The sequence below is a fragment of the Paralysiella testudinis genome (assembly GCF_016894345.1).
Lineage (GTDB): Bacteria > Pseudomonadota > Gammaproteobacteria > Burkholderiales > Neisseriaceae > Paralysiella > Paralysiella testudinis.
The window spans coordinates 258805-279029 of sequence record NZ_CP069798.1; the positions used below are offsets into that span (position 1 = coordinate 258805).

The window sequence follows — 20225 nt, forward strand, 5'->3', positions numbered from 1 at the left end:
TGGCTATATTTATTGGTTTTGAAATTCGTTTTTGACCGTTTTCAATGCAGACGCAATGACCTGATGCATATCATAATACCGATACTCAGCTAACCGACCACCAAAGATAACTTTTTCAATCGTATCCGCCTTTGTTCTATATTGCTTATAAATACGTTGATTTTTATCATCATTTACAGGATAGTAAGCTTCTTTTTCGGGCGTCCAATTTTGCGGATATTCACGGGTGATAACGGTTTTTTCTTGCGTACCGAATTCAAAGTGCTTGTGCTCAATGATGCGAGTAAAGGGTATATCGGCATCGTTATAATTAATCACCGCATTACCCTGGTAATTAGGCTGATTTAATAATTCGGTTTCAAACCTTAGGGACCGGTATTCTAATTGTCCAAATTCATACGCAAAATATTCGTCAATTTTCCCTGTGTATACTACTTTTTCAGCCAAATTATCATAGTAAGTACGGTCAGCAAAATAATCCGCGTCGGTTAAAGTCTCGATTCCATCCAATAATCCATTAATCAGACCATTGTAACCTCCAATCGGAATACCCTGAAAACGATCATTAAAATAATTATTATCAAAGCGAAAACGTACCGGTAAACGTTTGATAATAAAGCTCGGCAATTCAGTAGCCTTTTTCCCCCACTGTTTTTCAGTGTATTCTTTAATCAAGATGTCATATATATCTTTGCCAACCAATGACAATGCTTGCTCTTCTAAATTTTGCGGGTTGGGCACCCCATATTGTTCAATCTGATGTTGAAGTTTTTCAGCGGCCTCTGCCGGTGTTTTTACACCCCACAGTTGATAAAACGTATTCATATTGAACGGCAGGTTATATAATTTCCCCTTAGCCAAGGCGACCGGGCTATTGACATAATTATTGAATTTTACAAACTGGTTCACGTATTGCCAAATAGCTTCATCATTGGTATGAAAAATATGTGCGCCATATTTATGTACTTGAATGCCGGCAATATTTTCACAATAAACATTGCCACCCAAATGATTTCTTTTGTCAATAACCAAGCATTTTTTTCCACGCTTATTTGCTTCATGTGCAAAAACGCTGCCAAATAACCCGCTACCAACAATTAAATAATCTTTCATTATTAACCCTATACTTTCTAGATTAATTATCTAACAATGATTTAAGTTTTTTATATTTTTTCTTTCCAGCTCAAACTTAAAACCAGAAATATAAACATATTTTTTAAATTGCATTTTTTAATTGAAAATATTTTTTGTGCGAAACTATATTCATCAATATTTTTGTATTTATGGTATTTTTTATCAACCATATTTTTGATGAATTTACTCTCAGGAAATAATTGCCGTAACCGATATTTATCAATAATATGCAAAGAAAATTGCAATATATCTTTGCGTTTTTCCGGAATGGCATGTTGATATGAAAACCAAAAATATGACTCAAACAACTGGGGAGCCAGTTTTTTCATAAAATCATCATACTTTATATTTAATCCAAAATAAGCCAGCACATTATCAAGAACCCTCAAATGGTCTATTGCTTTATCTGTGCCTCTAAAAGTATTAGCCATTATTGAATTATTACGCCGCAAATAATTGTATAGCTTATTTTGAATAAAATAAGCTTTTTGCGCATTAGCCATGTATTTCCAATAAAATTCCGCATCTTCATACAACAGATGCTCGGGGAAATAAATTTGCTTTTCTAAAATGACTGCAGTTTTATAGACTTTATTCCAAGAAGATACATTTTCATGCAATAAAATTTGAGGCGTTAGCTCAACCAACCCATCTTGGCGAACCGAATAATAGTCATCATCAGAATCCCATTTTATGGCATTGGTTTCTGTAACCACTTTGCAGCCAAAGAAAACCACATCCACATTTAACTGAAACAAAGGTACACACAGTTGATAGGTTTCCGGATTAATAAAGTCATCCGAATCAAGAAATGTTAAAAATACACCTGTTGCACGCCTAATACCATTATTCCGGGTAATTGATAACCCTGAGTTTTTCTGATGAATCACAATAATGCGCGGATCTTTTTGTGCGTAGGCTGCCAATATAGCAGCCGAATTATCTGTAGAGCCGTCATTGATGCAAATAATTTCCAAATTGGAATAGGTTTGAGCCAATACGCTGTCTAAACATTTCTCCAGATATTTGCTCATATTGTATACTGGAATAATAACTGAAAGCTTTTCCATTTTCACAGAGCCTTTTTGCGCCATTTATATACAATTGGCAGATGCCGTATAAACCACATTTTTTTTCTTTTTCGAAAGGGGGTTACGTCTGCGTGAATCCGTTCAGCCAAAACGTCATCAGTGATGGTATTCCCCCATGCTTTTAAAAAACCCATTCGGTATTTAGGATGAATACGTGAATAATTCCATGAATACGCACCAAATCTTAACATGGGAATATGATACTTTAAGCGTTGATAGATTTGCTCATGTTGTTTAGCGAATGACAAAATTTCATCATATTCGGTGCAAACACAAAATACTTTATCTTTATTGTTAATCGAGGAATTGGCATTGTCTATACGGTAATTCAGTAAAGGCTGGTCAATAAACATAAATCGCTGGCAACATGCATATACTTTAAAAGAAAACGAAGTATCCTGATAGGAAGCACCCGGTGTTTCTAAAAAACGGATATTGTTCTGATTAAGAAATTCCTTGCGATATAAGTTGACCCAAATAGAAGGTGCTTGATAAAAGATGGCCGCTTCGTCTAAGGGACGAACCACAGTATCAACTGGAATATAGTGCAAATCCTGCTTAAACTTATCATGCTGGGTGAAACAATAATAATTGCAACGGGCAACATCCAGATTCTGTGTTTTGGCTAAATGATAAAGGGTTTCAAACATGGTTGGCTCTATATAGTTGTTTAGTCCCTGAATTTTATGGAGTATCATTACCCCAATTAAAAGAGACCGACTTATGGCAAGCATATTGCATGGTAACGCCAAGACTACGCCTAGAATCAGAAAAGAAATACAAGAGTCTGAAGAGAGCATCGCAGCGTTAGCTAAAAATACAATATTAATTTCAAAACCGTTCTCTACTGGAAACACGCAGATTCGGTCGAAGATAAAAAGTCCGGCCCCAAAACCCGCCCCAGCGTGTTGACCGAATCGGAGCAGCAGGCAATCTGTACCGTCCGGCGACATCTGCGGCTGTCATTGGACGAGCTGTATATCATCTTCAAGCCCAATATTCCAAAGCTGAGCCGCTCCAATCTGCACCGGTGCTTGCAACATCACGGATTGTCGCGCTTACCCAAGAATGAATCCGATGGCCAAAAAGGTAAAAAACATTCAAACAATATCCGGTTGGCTTTGTCCATATCGACATCACCGAGGTGCGTTGTGAAACCGGCAAGCTGTACCTGTTTGTCGCCATCGACCGCAAAACCAAATATGTTTATGCAGAACTTCATCCGCGTATGACGCAGAAAACCGCCGTTTCTTTTCTGCGCAACCTACAACAAGATTGTGTGTTTAAAATCACCCATATCCTAACGGACAACGGTGCGCAGTTTACCTACAACTTGCTGAGCCAAGCACAACGGCCTGATAAGGAGCATCCGTTTGACGAGCTTTGCCGGCATTTGGGCATTGAGCACCGTACCACGAAATTCCGTCATCCATGGACGAACGGGCAGGTGGAGATTACCAACAAGATGCTGAAAGAGGTAACGGTCAAACGCTTCCACTATGAGCATCCTGACGAACTTAAACGGCACTTGATGGTATTTTTGCTGTATTACAACCATCAACGCCCCTTACGGTCGTTGAAGTACAAAACGCCTTGGCAGGCTTTGGAAGATTGCTATAATCTAGAGCCTGAATTGTTTCGTGAAAATCCATTCCAGAAGATTATGGGTCTTAACATATAGTCATCCGATTCAACAATGCCGATATATTCGCCATTACATTGGCCAAGACCGATATTCATGGAATGCCCATAACCACTATTCGGTTTGTTGATAATCCGAAACCGCGTATCCTGTTGGGCATAGTCTTCCAATATTGCTAAAGAAGTATCCGTAGAGCCGTCATTAATACAAATTACTTCAAAATTTTTAAATGTCTGACTCTGGATACTGTCCAGACATTGGCGTAAGTATTTTTCAACATTGAATACCGGCACCAAAATTGAAATTGCAACAGCCATACTTTTGTTCCTATATTATTTGATAGTGTTTTTTGATTTTTTATTTAAAAAACTTATTAACTTAAATAAGTGTTTTTATTTAACGTATATTTGATGAGTCTGCATCTGTTTTGGTTCCAAGAGGGTTAAACTGCATGGTATGCAAAGCAGCATAACGGCCTTTTTGTGCCAGCAGCGCTTCATGCTTACCTTGCTCAACAATCCTACCTTCATGCATTACCACAATATTGTCTGCATTTTCAATCGTAGACAATCGATGTGCAATCACAATAGTGGTTCGATTACGCATTAAAATCTCCAGAGCTGCCTGAACCAGACGTTCCGATTCCGTATCCAATGCGCTGGTTGCTTCATCTAAAATCAGGATAGGTGCATCTTTCAATAACGCCCGTGCAATGGCAATACGTTGGCGCTGACCACCCGACAATTTAAGCCCCTGATCGCCAATAGGTGTATGTAAACCATTGGGCATTTTCTCAATAAACTGCCACGCATTGGCTGCTTTTGCCGCCTCAATAATTTGCTCTTCCGCCACATCCACACGACCATAAGCAATATTGCTGGCAATAGTGTCGTTAAATAGTACGACGTCTTGGCTAACGAGTGACATTTGCGCACGTAAACTATTCAATTCAAATTCTTCTATATTAATACCGCCAATTTTTAATTGCCCACCACTAACATCATAAAATCGGGGAATCAAATTGGCAGTGGATGTTTTTCCACAGCCGGACTCACCCACCAACGCCACCACAGTACCTTGTTTGATGGTCAAATTCAGATGATCAATAGCATTTTTATCTGCATGTTGATAACGCAGCACCACATTATTAAACTCAATATCGCCAATGGGTGCCGATGCTATTTTGCTTCCCGAATTTTTTTCTTCCGGTTCATCTAAAAAACGAAATACACTGTCAGCCGCAATCAAGCCGCCTTGCAAAACGGAAGACATATTGGTAATACGCTTAAGCGGATCAAACATCATCAGCATGGCTGTTAAGAATGACATAAAATCACCGGCGGTAAAACCGGCATGGGCAGCACGGTTGGCAGCCACATATAAAATAATGGATAACGAGGTAGCTACCATCAACTGCGTGACCGCACTACCGATAGAGGTGTAGGATTGACGGCGTACCGCCAAATGTCTCAAATCTTTATTGGTTTTTTCCAAACGGTTTTGTTCGTAACGCTGGCCGCCATACACACGCACAACCCGTGTACCATCAATTGATTCAGACAAAATTTGTATGACCTGGCCGATATTATTTTGGCTTTTGGCAGCCAAACTGCGGATGCGCTTATTAACGGTTTTAACACACCACGCAATCAGCGGAATGGTAACAAAAGTAATTAAAGTTAGCTGCCAATCCAAATAAAATAGCCAAATTAGCAAACCCAATACAGTGACACCATCTTTGGCAAAAATGGTAATCACATCAAACCCGGCAGCAGTAATGCCGCCCGCATCATTGGTGATGCGCGACATCATGCGCCCGCGGCTGTTTTCCTGATAATAACCCACCGGCAACATCATCATTTTGGCAAACAAATCGCGCTGTATGCTTTGCACCATCAAATTGGAAATATAGGCGCTGGTGTATTCATTGATGTAGTTGGCAATGCCGCGCAGAATAAACAAACCCACAATTTGAAACGGTACCCATTTCATGGCTTCTATGTTTTTGTCCACAAAGCCGTTATTGATAATCGGTTTTAACAGGGAAGCAAATGCCGGTCCAGTGGCACCCACAATCACCATGGCAATCACCGAAATCACAAAGTATTTCAGCAAGCCACGCATATAGGGGAATAAGCGTTTGTATAGGTTTTTTTGCGAATAAGGGTCTTGCTGCTTCATGGCCATCCTAAATGGTTTTCCAACCGTATTTATTTAAATTAAAATCAATTAATTATAACTATCTGATTACAACAACTCTGTCTACAAACAAAACAACGTCATCATTACAACCATCCCAAGCTGCGCAACAGCGCAATCCCAGCCGCGGCCACCGGCATGGCGCCGATGGTGGTGAGACCCACAATATTAGCGGCGGCCACGTCGTTGGCGCCCATGGCTTTGGCCATTACATAGCTGGCGGCGGCCACAGGCGTAGCCATCATCATAAACAGCACGCCCATGGCGATGCCTTGCAGGCCAAATGCCCAGCCCACGGCCACCGCCACCAGCGGCGCACCAATCAGCCGCCCCAAGCTCGACCACAGGGAAATGTCCGACACTTTAAACAAGGATTTCACATCCAGCGCCGCGCCGGCGCAAATCAAGGCCAGCGGCAAGGCGATGATGGCCAGATAATGGCCGGTTTGCTGCAACAATAGCGGCACCGGTAACTGTACCGATTTTGCCAGCAAGGCCAACACAATAGCCAAAATCAGCGGATTGGTGGCGATTTGCCGTGCCATCAATAAGGGGTTGAAGCTGCCTGAACCGCTGGCACGGCTTAAGGTGAGCACCGCCAGCACATTATACAGCAAGGTCATCGCGCCGCCGTATACCGCCCCCACCGCCACACCTTCGCTGCCGTAAGCATTGGACACAAAAGCCAGCCCCACAATCATGGTGTTGGCGCGATACACGCCCTGCACAAACACGCCCCGGTCGACCGGGGCTTTCACTGCGCGCGCGGCAATGATTTCCGCGCCCACAAACAGCAGCAAGCTGGCCACGGCACCGGCCAGCAGCAGCGGAACTTGGGCGCTGTAATCGGTTTCATTGGCATAAATGCTGAAAAACAGCAGCGCGGGCATGGAGTAGCGAAACACCAGCTTGGATGCTTGGTCGACAAAGCGGGCGTCCACTTGATCGGTGCGGCGCAAAAACCAGCCCAACACCAGCAGCAATACACTGGGCATGGTTACCGACAAAGCAAACCAAGCTGCATCCCAAAACACGGCCGACATATCATTCCAAACTTATGGTGTTTATCAAAACCGGTTTTCAGGCAGCCTAAATTCATTTTAAGCTGCCTGAAAACCTAGCCGCCCATATTAACACTTTACGCCGCCGCCCGCAGCGCCGCACCCTGGCCGCCGCGTGATACCATACGCACCTTCTTGCCACCTTCTTTATCATCTATTTTATGCCTGCCGTTGCCCCCCTATATTGGTTTATTCTCGCCCTGGCCATCCTGATTGCCGCCCTGCTCGGCTGGCTATTGGCACGCAGCCGCTACAGTGCACAAGCGCAACAGCAGCGCGATGCCCTGCACGCCGAGCTGAACAGCGCCCACACCGCACTGGCCCGCAGCCAAGAGCAACACCGCCACGCCGAGCAAGCACAACAACACAGCGCCGAACAACTGCAAAGCCTGCAACAACAGTTTCAGGCAGCCTTAACCCGCCTCACCAGCGCCGAAACCGAAAACCGCCAACTGTCGCCGCTGCAACAAGCCTTGCAGCAAGAGCAGCAGCACACGCGCAGCCTCACCACCCAACAACAACATCTGCACGGCCAGCTTACCGCGGCGCAACAGCAATTGCAGCACTGGCACAGCCGCGAAACCGAATGGCAGCAACTGAGCGACGATTACCGCCAGCTACAGCAACAATACGCCGACACCCAGCTGGCACACGAGCGCCTACACACCCAATTGCAGCAAGAGCGCGAAGCCCAAGCAGAAAAACTGGCGCTGCTCATCGAAGCGCGCGAAGCCTTGTCCAACCAATTCAAAAGCCTGGCCAACGACATCTTGGAAGAAAAATCCAAACGCTTTGCCGAGCAAAACCAAACCAGCCTCGGCCTACTGCTCAACCCCCTACACGAGCGCATGCACGGCTTTAGCCAATTGATTCAAAACACCTACGAAAAAGAAGCCAAAGAACGCAGCTCGCTGGAAACCGAGCTTAAGCGCCTGCAACTGCTCAACACCCAATTGCATACCGACGCCAAAGCCCTCACCAACGCCCTCACCGGCACCCAAAACAAAAATCAGGGCAACTGGGGTGAAATGATTTTGGAAAAAGTGTTGGAAAGCTCCGGCCTGCAAAAAGGGCGCGAATACTTCCTTCAGGCAGCCGCCAGCCACATCGACGAACACGGCCACACCCGCCGCCTGCAACCGGATGTTTTGGTCAACCTGCCCGACAACAAGCAAATCATCATCGACGCCAAAGTGTCGCTCACCGCCTATGTGCGCTACACCCAAGCCACCGATGCCGACACCGCCGCGCGCGAGCTGGCCGCACATGTGCAGTCGGTGCGCACCCACATCCGCCAATTGTCGGCCAAGCAATACAGCGACATCGAAGGCCTCAACACCCTAGATTTCGTGTTTTTGTTTATTCCCGTAGAGCCCGCCTACCTGCTGGCCTTGCAGCAAGACAACCAATTGTTTGACGAATGCTTTAGCAAACGCATTATGCTGGTGGGCCCCAGCACCTTATTGGCCACCTTGCGCACCGTGGCCAATATCTGGCGCAACGAGCAGCAAAACCAAAATGCCCTGCTGATTGCCAAAGAAGGCGGCAATCTTTACGATAAATTCGTCGGCTTTGTCAGCACACTGGAAAGCGTGGGCAAAAACATCGAGCAGGCGCAAAACCAGTATCAAGTAGCCATGAAGCAGCTTTCCAGCGGCCGCGGCAATCTGATTAACCGCGCCGATAAACTGCGCCAGCTTGGCGTAAAAGCCGCCAAAGCCCTGCCCAAAGAATACCAAGCTGAGAAAACAGATGAAGAAGAAAACGCCATGCTGCCTGAAAATCTTGTTAACTGAAGTTACGCACTCGTATAAAACACAGCCATTTACACATTATTTTGTTTAAGCTGCCTGAAACGAACAATCCGTGCAGCCTTCCCCCTTGGCGCAGCCGAACGGAACGTGGTTTTGGCGGGAATAAGGGCGGTCCGGAGCGCAGCGACTAGCGTCCGCCGCCAAAAGCATGTGCAGTGAGGGAAGTTTGGCTTAGCCAAACCTGCAACCGGGGTCGCCTTTCTTTGCCTACTTTCTTTGGCGAAGCAAAGAAAGTAGGTGGCCGCGCGGCCATGAAGCGCAAAGCAAAACGATAAAAAACGCATACAAATACAGCACCATGCAGTTTTGAACCAACATCAGATTCAAGAATCCGATTTGCGGCTGTTTTCTATATTAGATTAGGCTGCCTGAAAACAGGCAATATTCTTTCAGGCAGCCTTGAAACATCGCCACCTAATTTTGCTTACCCAAACACAAAAAGGAACCACGCCATGCCTGCCGACACCCGCACCGTGAATGCCTTAAGCCAATACGCCGCCTATCATCGCGACCAGCGCAATATCGGCACCCATTTTGTCGGCATTCCGCTGATTTGGCTGGCGATTGCGGTGTTATTGTCACGCCCGGCTTGGGGCAGCGCGCCATTATTGCTGTCGCCGCTGCTGCTGGTGGGCGTATTGCTGAGCGTGTATTATTTCCGCCTGCAAAAAACATTGGGCTGGCTGATGCTGGCGGTGATGCTGCTCACCTATGCCGCCGCCCAAACGCTGGCCGCCCAAAGCACCACCGTATGGCTGGGCAGCGCCGTGGGCATGTTTGCCCTAGGCTGGGCGATTCAATTTATCGGCCATTACTACGAACAACGCAAACCGGCTTTTTTCGACGACATCCGCGGCCTGATTATCGGCCCCGTGTTTATGGTGGCCGAAGCCTGTTTTTTACTCGGCAAACTGCCGGAGCTGAACGCCGCCATTGAAGCCCAAGTGGGGCCTACGCTCATCAAACCGCGCCCGTCCAAACCTTAATTTCCAAACCTTAATTTATTTTCAGGCAGCCTTTAATCCGCCGCCAACTCAGGATTCACCGTGACCGCATCCGCTTACACCCCGCCGCAAAGCCCCTCAGAGCCGCCCGCCCCTTCGCTGTGGCAACAGATTTTCAGCCGCCGCATGTTGGTGTGCGTGTTCACCGGTTTTACGTCCGGCCTGCCGTTGTATTTCCTTATCAACCTGATTCCGGCATGGCTGCGCAGCGAACACATCGACTTGAAAACCATCGGCCTGTTTGCGCTGATCGGCCTGCCGTTTACGTGGAAATTTGTCTGGTCGCCGTTGATGGACGCCGTCAAACTGCCCTTTCTGGGGCGGCGGCGCGGCTGGATGCTGGTAACCCAAATCGGACTGATGGTGGCACTGGCGCTGTATGCCCTGCTCAATCCGCAGCAGCATATCCAGTGGATTATGGGTTTGTCGGTACTGGTGGCGTTTTTCTCCGCCAGCCAAGACATTGTGCTGGACGCCTTTCGCCGCGAAATTTTGCCCGATAACGAGCTGGGGCTGGGCAATGCCATTCATGTGAATGCCTACCGCATTGCCGCGCTGGTGCCCGGCTCCCTGTCGCTGGTGCTGGCCGACATCTATCCCTGGCCCACCGTATTTATGATTACCGCCCTGTTTATGCTGCCCGGCCTGTTGATGACGCTGTTGTTGGCGCAAGAGCCGCAATTGCCGCCCAAAGCACCCAAAACCCTGCGCCAAACCATTGTCGAGCCGTTTAACGAATTTTTCTCACGCAAAGGCGTGCGCCGCGCGTTATTGGTGCTGCTGTTTATCTTCTTCTACAAACTGGGCGACAGCATGGCCACCGCCTTGGCCACGCCGTTTTATCTGGACATGGGCTATTCCAAAACCGACATCGGCCTGATTGCCAAAAACGCCGGTTTGTGGCCGGCGGTGATTTTCGGCATTGTGGGCGGCATCTGGATGCTCAAGCTGGGCATCAACAAAGCGCTGTGGCTGTTTGGCTTGGTGCAGATTGTCACCATTTTGGGTTTTGCCTGGCTGGCCGGTTTCGGCCATTTCGACACCATCACCGCCACCGAACGCTGGATGCTGGCCGGGGTGATTGGCGCCGAAGCCGTGGGCGTGGGCTTGGGCACCGCCGCTTTTGTGGCCTATATGGCGCGCGAAACCAATCCCGCGTTTACCGCCACCCAGCTGGCGCTGTTCACCAGCCTGGCCGCCGTGCCGCGCACCTTTATCAACGCCACCACCGGCTATTTGATTGAATGGCTGGGCTATGTGCCGTTTTTCTGGCTGTGCTTTTTTCTGGCGGTGCCGGGCATGTTGCTGCTGTATTGGGTGGCACCATGGCACGGCGATGCCGCGCCCCAAGCCGCCGGTAAAGCCTAAACCATGCCAAGCCGCCCATCATGATTGTTCGCGAAAAACCGCCTTCCCTCTGGAAGCTATTCATCACCCTGCAAGGATCGGTGGTGCCCAAAATATGGAAGCGGGTGCTGTTTTTTGATTTACTGGCGGTGGCCGTGTGCGTGCTGCACCTGCATTACGGCTGGCACTTTATCAACCTCACCGTGGCACCGTTTACCATTATCGGCTTGGTGATTGGCCTGTTTCTCGGCTTTCGCAACAGCGTGGGCTACGAACGCTATTGGGAAGCACGCACCTTGTGGGGCGGCTGCCTGATTGCCTGCCGCAACCTCACCCGCCAAGTCTTGGTATTCGGCCACACCAGCGCCCCGGAAGCCAACCGCCGCCGTGTGTATTTGCTGATTGCCTTCGCCCACGCCTTGCGCCACCGCTTGCGCGGCAGCGACGGCAGCGCCGATTTGCAACGCTGGCTGTCGGCCGCCGATTACGCCACCGTGTCTGCTTCGCCCAGCCCCGCCAACACATTACTCACCCTGATTGGCCATGCCTTTTACCAGCTACACCAAACACAGGGGCTGCAATCGCCGCTAATGGCAAATATTGATGCCCAAATCAGCGAATTAAGCCATATTCTGGGCGCCTGCGAACGCATCCGCACCACGCCCATTCCCTATGCCTATTTATTGCTGCTGCACCGCACCGTGTATGTGTATTGCTTTTTGTTGCCCTTCGGCTTGGTTAGCAGCGTGGGCTATATGACGCCGGTGGTGGTGAGCTTTATGGCCTATGCCTTTTTGGGGCTGGACGCGCTGGGCGACGAAATCACCAACCCTTTCGCCCAAGAGCCCAATGCCCTGGCGCTGGACAGCATTTGCCGCACCATCGAAAGCCATTGCCTGGCCGAATTGGGCGAAACCTGGCCGCCACCTTTATTGCCCGACCGCAAAGGTGTGTTGATGTAATATCAAAGCAAAAAAGGCTGCCTGAAAACATTTAATGTGTTTTCAGGCAGCCTTATCTTGATAATCCAAGCACATCAGCGCAAAAACGGATTGTGTCTTTTTTCGTGGCCAATGGTGGTCATGGCGCCGTGGCCGGTAATTACCCGTGTATCGTCCGGCAAAACCAGAATTTTTTCACGGATGTTGCGGATTAAGTCGGCATGGTTGCCGCGCGGAAAATCAGTGCGGCCGATAGACTCCAAAAACAACACATCACCGGCCACCAGCAATTTGGCCGCGGCGCAATACAACACCACATGCCCGGGCGTGTGGCCGGGAATGTGCAGCACTTCAAACACATGCTCGCCCAAGGTGAGCGTGTCGCCTTCGTTAAGCCAGCGGGTGGGTGTAAACGGCGGGCTGAAAGGAAAGCGGTAAGCCTGCGTAATCGCGGGCAATTGCTGAATCCAGAAGTCATCGTCGGCATGCGGGCCCAGCACCGGCACATCTACCTGCTTGGTCAAATCCACCACCCCGCCCACATGGTCAACATGGCCGTGGGTGAGCCACACCGCCTGCAAATCCAAACCACGCGCGGCCACTTCGCCCAGCAGCCGCTCGGTTTCACCACCCACATCGGTGAGCACCGCCGCGCGGCTTTGTTCATCCCATAACAAAGTGCAGTTTTGCATAAACGGTGTTACCGGCAACAATTCAAATTGTAAAGCCATGAACTTTTTTCCTTTTCTGGTGTCTGCGCATTAACGTTAGCAATACATATATGAAATTATTTTGTCATAATTTTTACCATAGCCAATCAATTTGGATTATGATAAACCCACAGTAACCCAAACAACAATAAACATTAATCACAAATCAATGATTTACCCGCGGAGATTCACCATGTCCAACCAATATATTATCCGGCTCTCGCCTCAGCACGTGCCTACCGGCGCTTCTTTGCAACTGATTGCCGCCATTCCCAAGCGCATGTTGCGCAAGCTAGATACCGAAAGCATCAAACGCTATGTGGCATCACAGCATAATCTGGCGTATGAACAAATTGAATCTATGGAGCCATTTTACCGCTGAGTACCCTTTTGCGGTATCTTCATACACAAAACCGGCACAGAATTTCTGTGCCGGTTTTGTATGGTGGCCGGCCACCAAATCAATCAAGCCGGTATTTCGCCCAAAAAAAAGCAATATTGCCATTGCCTTTACTGCCGGGGAAATACATGCCTTGCAGTGAAAATTTGCGATAACTATACGCCACATACGGCCACGCCACCGGAATCGGCGCGTAGGGGCCGATGTCGGAACGGGCGGTTACCCCTACAAAACCGCCAGCAGCCAGCTTTTGGTGCTGGCTGATGGGCCAATTTTTTTGCCAAGTGTAGGCCACAAAAGGCTCTGGGTCGTTATGTGAATCCATAAACACCATGCCGCCGATTCCGTGGGTGGTGTTGTATTCGGTATCACGGTATTTACCAAAGCCGATGCCCCAGGCATTTTCGTTAAATTCTTTGATTTTTTCTTTGCTGTAGGTGCTGCGGTTATGCCAGGCATACAGGGGCAGATAAAGCTCGTAGCGGTCGCTGGCCCAAGTGGCGGCCACCTGCTCTTTGGTGTTTTGCCACCAGCCGCCTGCCCGTGGCTCGGCAGCTTGGTGCTTGCCGTCCGCGGCGATGGCGTCGGCGGGGTGATGCTGGGTGGCAGTCATAGGCGCAGCTTCGCCCGGTGTTAGCGTGGGCTCAGCTGCAGGGATGGCGGCTGTATCCATATTGTCGGCTAGAGTAGCCGCACCGGCAGAGGTGCATAAGCAAGCGGTGATTAAGAATAGATTTTTTGCATTCATTTTATCTATCAATTCATTATCAGAATGGTTGAATGATTAAATCAATCCATTTAAAAATCATGTATTTAAAAAGGCTGCCTGAAAAACAATGCGTTTGCCAAAGCAGATAGGGTGATATGGATATAGCCCACATTGTAATTCAGGCAGCATTGAGCATCACTTCGCCATCAATGACGGAAATGGCGCACGCCGGTGAGCACCATGGCAATGCCGTGCTCATTGGCAGCGGCAATCACTTCTTCGTCACGCACGGAGCCGCCGGGGTGAATAATCGCCTTAATGCCTTGCTCGGCAATCACATCAATGCCGTCGCGAAAGGGGAAGAAGGCATCGGATGCGGCGCAGGCACCGTTTAAATCAAAGCCGCCGTCTTGTGCCTTGCGTGCGGCAATGCGGGTGGAATCCACCCGGCTCATCTGCCCGGCACCAATGCCGTAGGTTTGGCCGCCTTTGCCGAACACGATGGCATTGGATTTAACGTATTGCGCCACATGCCACACAAACAGCAAATCCTGCCATTCCTGTTCGCTGGGTGCGCGTTGTGACACCACTTGCACCTCGGCACGGTTTAAGCGGTGGGTGTCGGGGGTTTGCACCAGCAAGCCGCCGCCCACGCGCTTGAGTTCAAAGCGGTTGGCACCGGCCAGCAGCGGCACTTCCAATACGCGCACGTTTTTCTTGGCGGCAATAATCGTGCGGGCTTCGGCACTGAATTTGGGTGCCATCAACACTTCCACAAATTGGCCGGTAACGGCTTCTACGGTAGCAGCGTCCACTTCACGATTAAAGGCGATGATGCCGCCAAAGGCGCTGGTGGTGTCGGTGGCCAGCGCCAAGCGGTAGGCGCTCAGCGTATCGGCAGCCACGGCCACGCCGCAGGGGTTGGCGTGTTTCACAATCACGCAGGCGGGTGCGTCAAATGCCTTAACGGCTTCCCATGCTGCATCGGCATCGGCAATGTTGTTATACGACAATTCTTTGCCTTGCAACTGGCTATACGCAGCCAGGCTGCCTGAAGCCGGGTAGATGTCGCGGTAAAACGCCGCTTGTTGGTGCGGGTTTTCGCCGTAGCGCAGATCTTGCACTTTGAGCCAGCTTTGGTTGAACTGCTGTGGGAACGCCTGCATGTGCGGCTCGCCGCTTAATACGCTGTCGTCCACGCTGGTGAGGTAGTTGGAAATCATGCCATCGTATTCAGCGGTGTGCGAAAAAGCTTTGCGCGACAAATTAAAGCGGGTTTTATCACTCAGGCTGCCTGAAGCGGCTTGCAACTCATTGACCACGGTTTCGTAATCGCGGCTGTCGGTCACAATCGCCACATGCTGCCAGTTTTTAGCAGCGGAGCGCACCATGGTGGGGCCGCCGATGTCGATGTTTTCAATCGCATCTTCCAGTGTGCAGCCGGGCTTGGCCACGGTGGCGGCAAAGGGGTAGAGGTTCACGCACACCAAGTCGATATTGCCGATGTCGTGCTCGGCCATTTTGTCCACATGCGCGGCCAAATCGCGACGGCCCAAAATACCGCCGTGGATTTTGGGGTGCAGGGTTTTCACGCGCCCGTCGAGCATTTCCGGAAAGCCGGTGTAATCAGCCACTTCAATCACCGCAATGCCGGCATCGGCCAGCAATTTGGCGGTGCCGCCGGTAGACAGCAATTCCACGCCCATGTGTGCCAGCGCACGGGCAAAATCCACTACGCCGGTTTTGTCAGACACGCTTAACAGCGCACGTTTTACCACAGCCATATCGGTTTTATCCTTATCTTGGAAGATTGGGTTGGGATTACAGCAAATTGTATTGGGTCAATTTTTTACGCAGGGTATTGCGGTTTAAGCCCAGCATCTGCGCCGCACGGGTCTGATTGTTTTCGCACGCCTGCATCACGCAGCGCAACAGCGGCTCTTCTACCTGATGCAGCACCATATCGTAAACGCCGCACGGGGTTTCGCCATCCAAATCGGCAAAATACTGCTGTAGGCTGTTTTCGATGCACAAGGCAATGTTGTTGTTTTTATTCGGCATGATGAAATTCTTTGAAAATATCGGGTTGGTTGAATCGCCGCCGCCACCCTTTCAGGCAGCCGCACCAAATGCAGGCCGATATGCACACGGCCATGCGTTTAAGGTTTGCACTTGTACATCCAAATACGCCGCCAAGGCATCGTATTGCGCCGCGGCGCTGTCAAGCCGGTTAACGGCGCGGCGGAAGCCTTCGCCGCCGGGCAGCGCCGCCACATACCAGCCGATGTGTTTGCGTGCCACCCGCACGCCGGTGGTTTCGCCGTAAAACACATGCATGGCAGCAATGTGCTGCAACACCATCTCAGCATGTTCGGCCACACTCAAGGCTTCAGGCAGCCTGCCATATTGGCGGTAGTGTGCCAAATCGCGAAACAGCCACGGCTGTCCTTGGGCACCACGGCCAATCATCACCCCGTCGGCTTGGGTATAGCGCCACACCGCCATGGCCTGCTGCGGGCTGCTTAAATCGCCATTCACCCACAGCGGCATTTGCACTGTTTGTTTCACTGCGGCAATCAAATCATAGCTGGCCCGGCCTTGGTACATTTGCGTGCGCGTGCGCCCGTGAATGGCCAAAGCGGCAATACCGGCATCCTCGGCCAGCCGGGCAATGGTGGCGATATTGCGGTTGTCATCGTTCCAGCCCAAGCGTGTTTTCAACGTTACCGGCACCGGCACCGCCCGCACCACCGCGTGCAAAATAGCGGCCACTAAGGCTTCGTTTTGCAATAAAGCGCTGCCCGCCTGCACATGGCAGACTTTCTTGGCCGGACAGCCCATATTGATGTCGATTACCTGCGCACCGCGCGCCACATTGTATTGCGCCGCCGCCGCGAGCTGCTGCGGATCACTGCCGGCAATCTGCACCGCAATCACCCCGGCTTCACCCGCATGATCGGCGCGGCTGAGGGTTTTTTTGCTGTGCTGCAAGGAAGGGTCGCTGGTGATCATCTCGCTCACCGCCCAGCCCGCCCCCATGCGGCGGCACAACTGGCGGAACGGTTTATCGGTAATGCCCGCCATCGGCGCCAAGGCCAAGGGCGTGGCAATAGAATAAGGGCCAATTTGCATTTTCAGGCACACGCCGCCAACAAAAAACGCATTGTACAATTTTTAGGCAACGCTTCCAATCTTAACCCGTGTGCAAATGCAAAAATCAGCGCCCAGCATTGATTTTCTGTTTTCAGGCAGCCTGTAATTCATTAGAGCCTGTTCACAATCTTTTTTGTAGCTGGTTTCCATCACATAAACAGGCTCTTAGGCCAACATCACACCCAGCGATATTGGCGTTTAGCGCGGCCACACTTTATCATGGCGATTCATTTTACACCTTACACCGCCAAAACCATGATGCCGCTCACCCTATTGCTGGCCGGCCCCGACTGCGTCCACCGCTACCGCCACGCCTTGCTGGATGCTGCCGACCATTTGCGCTGCCAGCAACAGCCTGCGCTGGCGCAACGCATCGATTGGCAAAGCAGCCGTTTTTTAAAGCAGCAACGCCGCCGGTTGGCGCCGAACACCCTGACCACACTCAGCCACAGCCATGGCTATGCCGCCCTGCTGTACGGCCAGCAAGATGCTTTGGGTGTGGATTTAGAGCAGATGCGCCCGCGTAACTTTGTCGCTCTGCTGCCTTGGTGCGCGCGCGATGAAGAAATACAGTGGTGGCAACAACAGCCCAGCCCTACTCTGGCGTTTTATCGCCTGTGGACCTTAAAGGAAGCCTTAATCAAAGCCGCCAATTTGGATTTTCCTGCCGATTTGCGCCGCACCGGCTTATTTAGGCTGCCTGAAGGCGGTTGGCGTATCGGCATTGATCATCCGCAATGCCATCCATGCTGGCACGGCTTTAGCCATGCTGTTAGCACGCACATGATGTTGTCTTGCGTGTGGCCGCAAGCCAATGCACCGCAAACGCTGTTTTGGCAAGGCTATGGGCAAACGGTTTGGGATTTACCGCCCGGCACAGATAACGGCGTGCTATTGCGCCGATTACCCGAAGATGGCGCCATGCCTAAACAACAAAACCAGCAAACACGCACAGATGGCTGTTGATTAATACCGCCAAACGTTAGCCCGTGTAGTGTCATGTAAAAGGCCGCAAATCCAGCACCCGTTTGGAACAAGGTGGTGATAATAAGGGTCTGTGCTGCCATGTATCCCATACCGGCATACCCGATCTATCCAGACACAGAAAGGATTTGATGATGAAAACCACTTTGAGCAAAACCTTATTATTAATCACCGTAGCCGCTTCCTTAAGCGCCTGTGCCAATCTCTCGCGCCAACAGCAAAACACCGCCACCGGCGCCGTTATCGGCGGTGTGGCCGGTAATTTGATTGGCGGCGACACCGGCTCTACCTTGGGCGGTGCTGCTCTAGGCGGCGTGATTGGCAGCCAGGTTCACTAAGAAAGCCCCGCGCAGCAAAACGGCCTGCATTGTATGCAGGCCGTTTGTTTTATGGCTGATAGCGTGATTAAGCTTCGTCTTCAGGCGGTGCACGGGTAATGCGCACACGCTCGATGCGGCGGTTTTCCTTGCTCAACACCTCAAAGCGGTAGCCGTAAAAGTCCACAAAATCGCCTTCATTGGGAATGGTTTGCAGCTCTTCCATCATCAAACCGGCCACGGTGTGGTAGTCGGCGTCTTCCGGCAAGGGCGGCAGGTCGATTTCTTGCGCCAGATTGGTGTATTCCAACCCGCCGTCCACGGTGAGGCTTTGATCGGCCTCATTGGTTTCAATACTGGGCGCTTCTTCGCGCTCGTATTCTTCGGGGAAATCACCGGCAATGGTTTCCATCAAATCTTTCATGGTCACCATGCCCAAAATGGCACCGAACTCATCCACCACTAAAGACAAATCGGCACTGCGGGCGCGAAACAATTCCATCGCATCCAATACGGTGCTGGAGTCGGGCAGCACCAGCGGCTGCTTTAAGGCTGCCTGAATATTCAATTCGCCGTTGTTTAACAACTGCGCCAGCAGGTCTTTTTTATTGATGTAGCCCAAAGGCTCGTCGATGCCCGCCTTGCCCACCACCATCAGCCGTGAAAACGGCGTATTTTGCAACTGGGCAAACTGCTGCTCGCGGCTTTGTGAAATGTCCAGCCGTTCAATATCGCTGCGCGGCGTCATCACCCCCAAAATCGGCCGCTCGGCCAAGGTGAGCACGCTGCGGATCATCGATTTTTCGTTTTCTTCAAAATGGGTGTCGTCGCCCGCACCGTCACCGGCTCTGGCCAACACCGACTCCCGCATCCCCATCATGCCCAGCACGCTTTCGGCAGTGCGGTGGCGCCAAGTGCGGCCAATCATGTCGTTGCGGCGGCTGTTGCGTGAGGAAATCTGGTTAAACACCTCAATCAAAATCGAGAAGGCGATGGCGGCATACAGATAGCCTTTGGGAATATGGAAATGCAGGCCTTCGGCAATCAGGCTGAAACCAATCATCAGCAAAAAGCCTAAGCACAACATCACCACCGTGGGGTGTTTGCCCACAAATTCGGTGAGCGGGCGGCTGGCCCAAATCATAATCGCCATCGCCACCACCACCGCGGCCATCGCCACCACCACATGCTCTACCATGGCCACGGCAGTAATCACCGAATCAATCGAGAATACCGCATCCAGCACCAGAATTTGCAACACCACGCCCCAAAACGGCGCAAAGTGTTTTACCTGCCCCATATCAGCAAATTGGGCATGGCCTTCCAGCCGCTCGTGCAACTCAGTGGTGGCTTTGTAGAGCAGAAACAGACCACCAAAAAACATAATCAAGTCTTTGCCGGAAACCGCAAATTCGCCCACGAAAAACAGCGGATGAGTGAGGGTGATGATGTAAGACATCAAGCCCAACATAATGATGCGGATGACTACTGCCAAGCTCAGCCCCACCAAACGGGCGCGATCACGGTATTGGGGTTTGACTTTATTGGCCAAAATGGCAATGAACACCAAGTTATCGATGCCCAGCACCACCTCCAGCACCAGCAAGGTTGCAAAGCCTATCCATGTGGTCGGCTCGGCCAGCCAGCTGAAATCCATGGGTTTATCCCTTTATACAAAACGAAAACAGGCAGCCTGAGCATATCTCAGGCTGCCTGAAA

The 20225-nt window shown here is 50.5% G+C and carries 20 protein-coding genes; 8 read left to right on the plus strand and 12 right to left on the minus strand.

Features of this window, described 5'->3' with window-relative positions; all coding sequences use genetic code 11:
- Positions 1–9: 9 nt before the first annotated feature.
- Genes glf through JQU52_RS01400 form a run of 3 tightly spaced genes read right to left on the minus strand, consistent with a single transcriptional unit; the run spans position 10 to position 3178 of the window.
- A complete protein-coding gene (glf, locus tag JQU52_RS01390) occupies positions 10–1113 on the minus strand; it encodes a UDP-galactopyranose mutase (protein WP_230339413.1) in 1104 nt (367 codons plus the stop codon).
- 50 nt (positions 1114–1163) lie between these two features.
- The gene (locus JQU52_RS01395) at positions 1164–2228 is read right to left on the minus strand and encodes a glycosyltransferase family 2 protein (protein ID WP_230339414.1); all 1065 of its coding nucleotides are present in this window, start codon (positions 2226–2228) and stop codon (positions 1164–1166) included.
- Positions 2207–3178, minus strand: a complete 972-nt coding sequence (locus JQU52_RS01400; protein WP_230339415.1) for a glycosyltransferase family protein — start codon at positions 3176–3178, stop codon at positions 2207–2209. Before JQU52_RS01400 ends, JQU52_RS01395 begins: the two co-directional genes overlap by 22 nt.
- Before the next feature lie 176 nt (positions 3179–3354).
- On the opposite strand from JQU52_RS01400, the gene JQU52_RS01405 reads away from it, so the two are divergent.
- A complete protein-coding gene (locus JQU52_RS01405) occupies positions 3355–3906 on the plus strand; it encodes a DDE-type integrase/transposase/recombinase (protein ID WP_328301372.1) in 552 nt (183 codons plus the stop codon).
- Here JQU52_RS01405 and JQU52_RS14825 read toward each other — a convergent pair.
- The 3 genes from JQU52_RS14825 to JQU52_RS01415 form a co-directional block, all read right to left on the minus strand.
- A complete protein-coding gene (locus JQU52_RS14825; protein WP_379061154.1) occupies positions 3840–4184 on the minus strand; it encodes a glycosyltransferase family 2 protein in 345 nt (114 codons plus the stop codon). The genes JQU52_RS01405 and JQU52_RS14825 overlap by 67 nt on opposite strands.
- Positions 4185–4263: 79 nt before the next feature.
- Positions 4264–6048 (minus strand): lipid A export permease/ATP-binding protein MsbA, encoded by a 1785-nt coding sequence (gene msbA, locus JQU52_RS01410; protein ID WP_230339416.1) that lies wholly within the window; start codon positions 6046–6048, stop codon positions 4264–4266.
- Positions 6049–6152: 104 nt separating this feature from the next.
- A complete protein-coding gene (locus JQU52_RS01415; RefSeq protein WP_230339417.1) occupies positions 6153–7109 on the minus strand; it encodes an AEC family transporter in 957 nt (318 codons plus the stop codon).
- Positions 7110–7288: 179 nt separating this feature from the next.
- On the opposite strand from JQU52_RS01415, the gene JQU52_RS01420 reads away from it, so the two are divergent.
- The 4 genes from JQU52_RS01420 (at position 7289) to JQU52_RS01435 (ending at position 12254) form a co-directional block, all read left to right on the plus strand.
- Positions 7289–8923 carry a DNA recombination protein RmuC gene (locus tag JQU52_RS01420; protein WP_230339418.1) on the plus strand — a complete coding sequence of 545 codons (1635 nt, stop codon included), beginning with the start codon at positions 7289–7291 and terminating at the stop codon, positions 8921–8923.
- A gap of 470 nt (positions 8924–9393) precedes the next feature.
- Entirely contained in the window at positions 9394–9927 is a 534-nt protein-coding gene (locus JQU52_RS01425; RefSeq protein ID WP_230339419.1) for an Mpo1 family 2-hydroxy fatty acid dioxygenase, read from the plus strand.
- 144 nt (positions 9928–10071) lie between these two features.
- Positions 10072–11313 carry an AmpG family muropeptide MFS transporter gene (locus JQU52_RS01430; protein ID WP_230340499.1) on the plus strand — a complete coding sequence of 414 codons (1242 nt, stop codon included), beginning with the start codon at positions 10072–10074 and terminating at the stop codon, positions 11311–11313.
- Positions 11314–11333: 20 nt separating this feature from the next.
- Positions 11334–12254 carry a bestrophin family protein gene (locus tag JQU52_RS01435; RefSeq protein ID WP_230339420.1) on the plus strand — a complete coding sequence of 307 codons (921 nt, stop codon included), beginning with the start codon at positions 11334–11336 and terminating at the stop codon, positions 12252–12254.
- A 74-nt stretch (positions 12255–12328) separates the two neighbouring features.
- On the opposite strand, the gene JQU52_RS01440 is transcribed toward JQU52_RS01435, so the two are convergent.
- On the minus strand, positions 12329–12964 hold the full coding sequence (locus tag JQU52_RS01440; protein WP_230339421.1) for an MBL fold metallo-hydrolase: 636 nt from the start codon (positions 12962–12964) through the stop codon (positions 12329–12331).
- Between the two features lie 172 nt (positions 12965–13136).
- Between JQU52_RS01440 and JQU52_RS01445 the strand changes: the two genes are divergently transcribed.
- The gene (locus tag JQU52_RS01445) at positions 13137–13325 is read left to right on the plus strand and encodes a hypothetical protein (RefSeq protein ID WP_230339422.1); all 189 of its coding nucleotides are present in this window, start codon (positions 13137–13139) and stop codon (positions 13323–13325) included.
- A gap of 79 nt (positions 13326–13404) precedes the next feature.
- On the opposite strand, the gene pagP is transcribed toward JQU52_RS01445, so the two are convergent.
- The 4 genes from pagP to dusB form a co-directional block, all read right to left on the minus strand.
- The gene (pagP, locus tag JQU52_RS01450; protein WP_230339423.1) at positions 13405–13956 is read right to left on the minus strand and encodes a lipid IV(A) palmitoyltransferase PagP; all 552 of its coding nucleotides are present in this window, start codon (positions 13954–13956) and stop codon (positions 13405–13407) included.
- Between the two features lie 302 nt (positions 13957–14258).
- Positions 14259–15836, minus strand: coding sequence for a bifunctional phosphoribosylaminoimidazolecarboxamide formyltransferase/IMP cyclohydrolase (gene purH, locus JQU52_RS01455; RefSeq protein ID WP_230339424.1), 1578 nt, complete (start codon positions 15834–15836; stop codon positions 14259–14261).
- A gap of 37 nt (positions 15837–15873) precedes the next feature.
- The gene (locus tag JQU52_RS01460; protein ID WP_230339425.1) at positions 15874–16113 is read right to left on the minus strand and encodes a Fis family transcriptional regulator; all 240 of its coding nucleotides are present in this window, start codon (positions 16111–16113) and stop codon (positions 15874–15876) included.
- 51 nt (positions 16114–16164) lie between these two features.
- On the minus strand, positions 16165–17184 hold the full coding sequence (dusB, locus tag JQU52_RS01465; protein WP_230339426.1) for a tRNA dihydrouridine synthase DusB: 1020 nt from the start codon (positions 17182–17184) through the stop codon (positions 16165–16167).
- Between the two features lie 240 nt (positions 17185–17424).
- On the opposite strand from dusB, the gene JQU52_RS01470 reads away from it, so the two are divergent.
- Together JQU52_RS01470 and JQU52_RS01475 are read left to right on the plus strand one after the other, a co-directional pair.
- The gene (locus JQU52_RS01470) at positions 17425–18171 is read left to right on the plus strand and encodes a 4'-phosphopantetheinyl transferase family protein (RefSeq protein WP_230339427.1); all 747 of its coding nucleotides are present in this window, start codon (positions 17425–17427) and stop codon (positions 18169–18171) included.
- A 152-nt stretch (positions 18172–18323) separates the two neighbouring features.
- Positions 18324–18527, plus strand: a complete 204-nt coding sequence (locus JQU52_RS01475; protein ID WP_230340500.1) for a glycine zipper 2TM domain-containing protein — start codon at positions 18324–18326, stop codon at positions 18525–18527.
- A 67-nt stretch (positions 18528–18594) separates the two neighbouring features.
- Here JQU52_RS01475 and JQU52_RS01480 read toward each other — a convergent pair whose 3' ends face one another.
- The gene (locus tag JQU52_RS01480; protein WP_230339428.1) at positions 18595–20163 is read right to left on the minus strand and encodes a TerC family protein; all 1569 of its coding nucleotides are present in this window, start codon (positions 20161–20163) and stop codon (positions 18595–18597) included.
- Positions 20164–20225 lie beyond the last annotated feature (62 nt).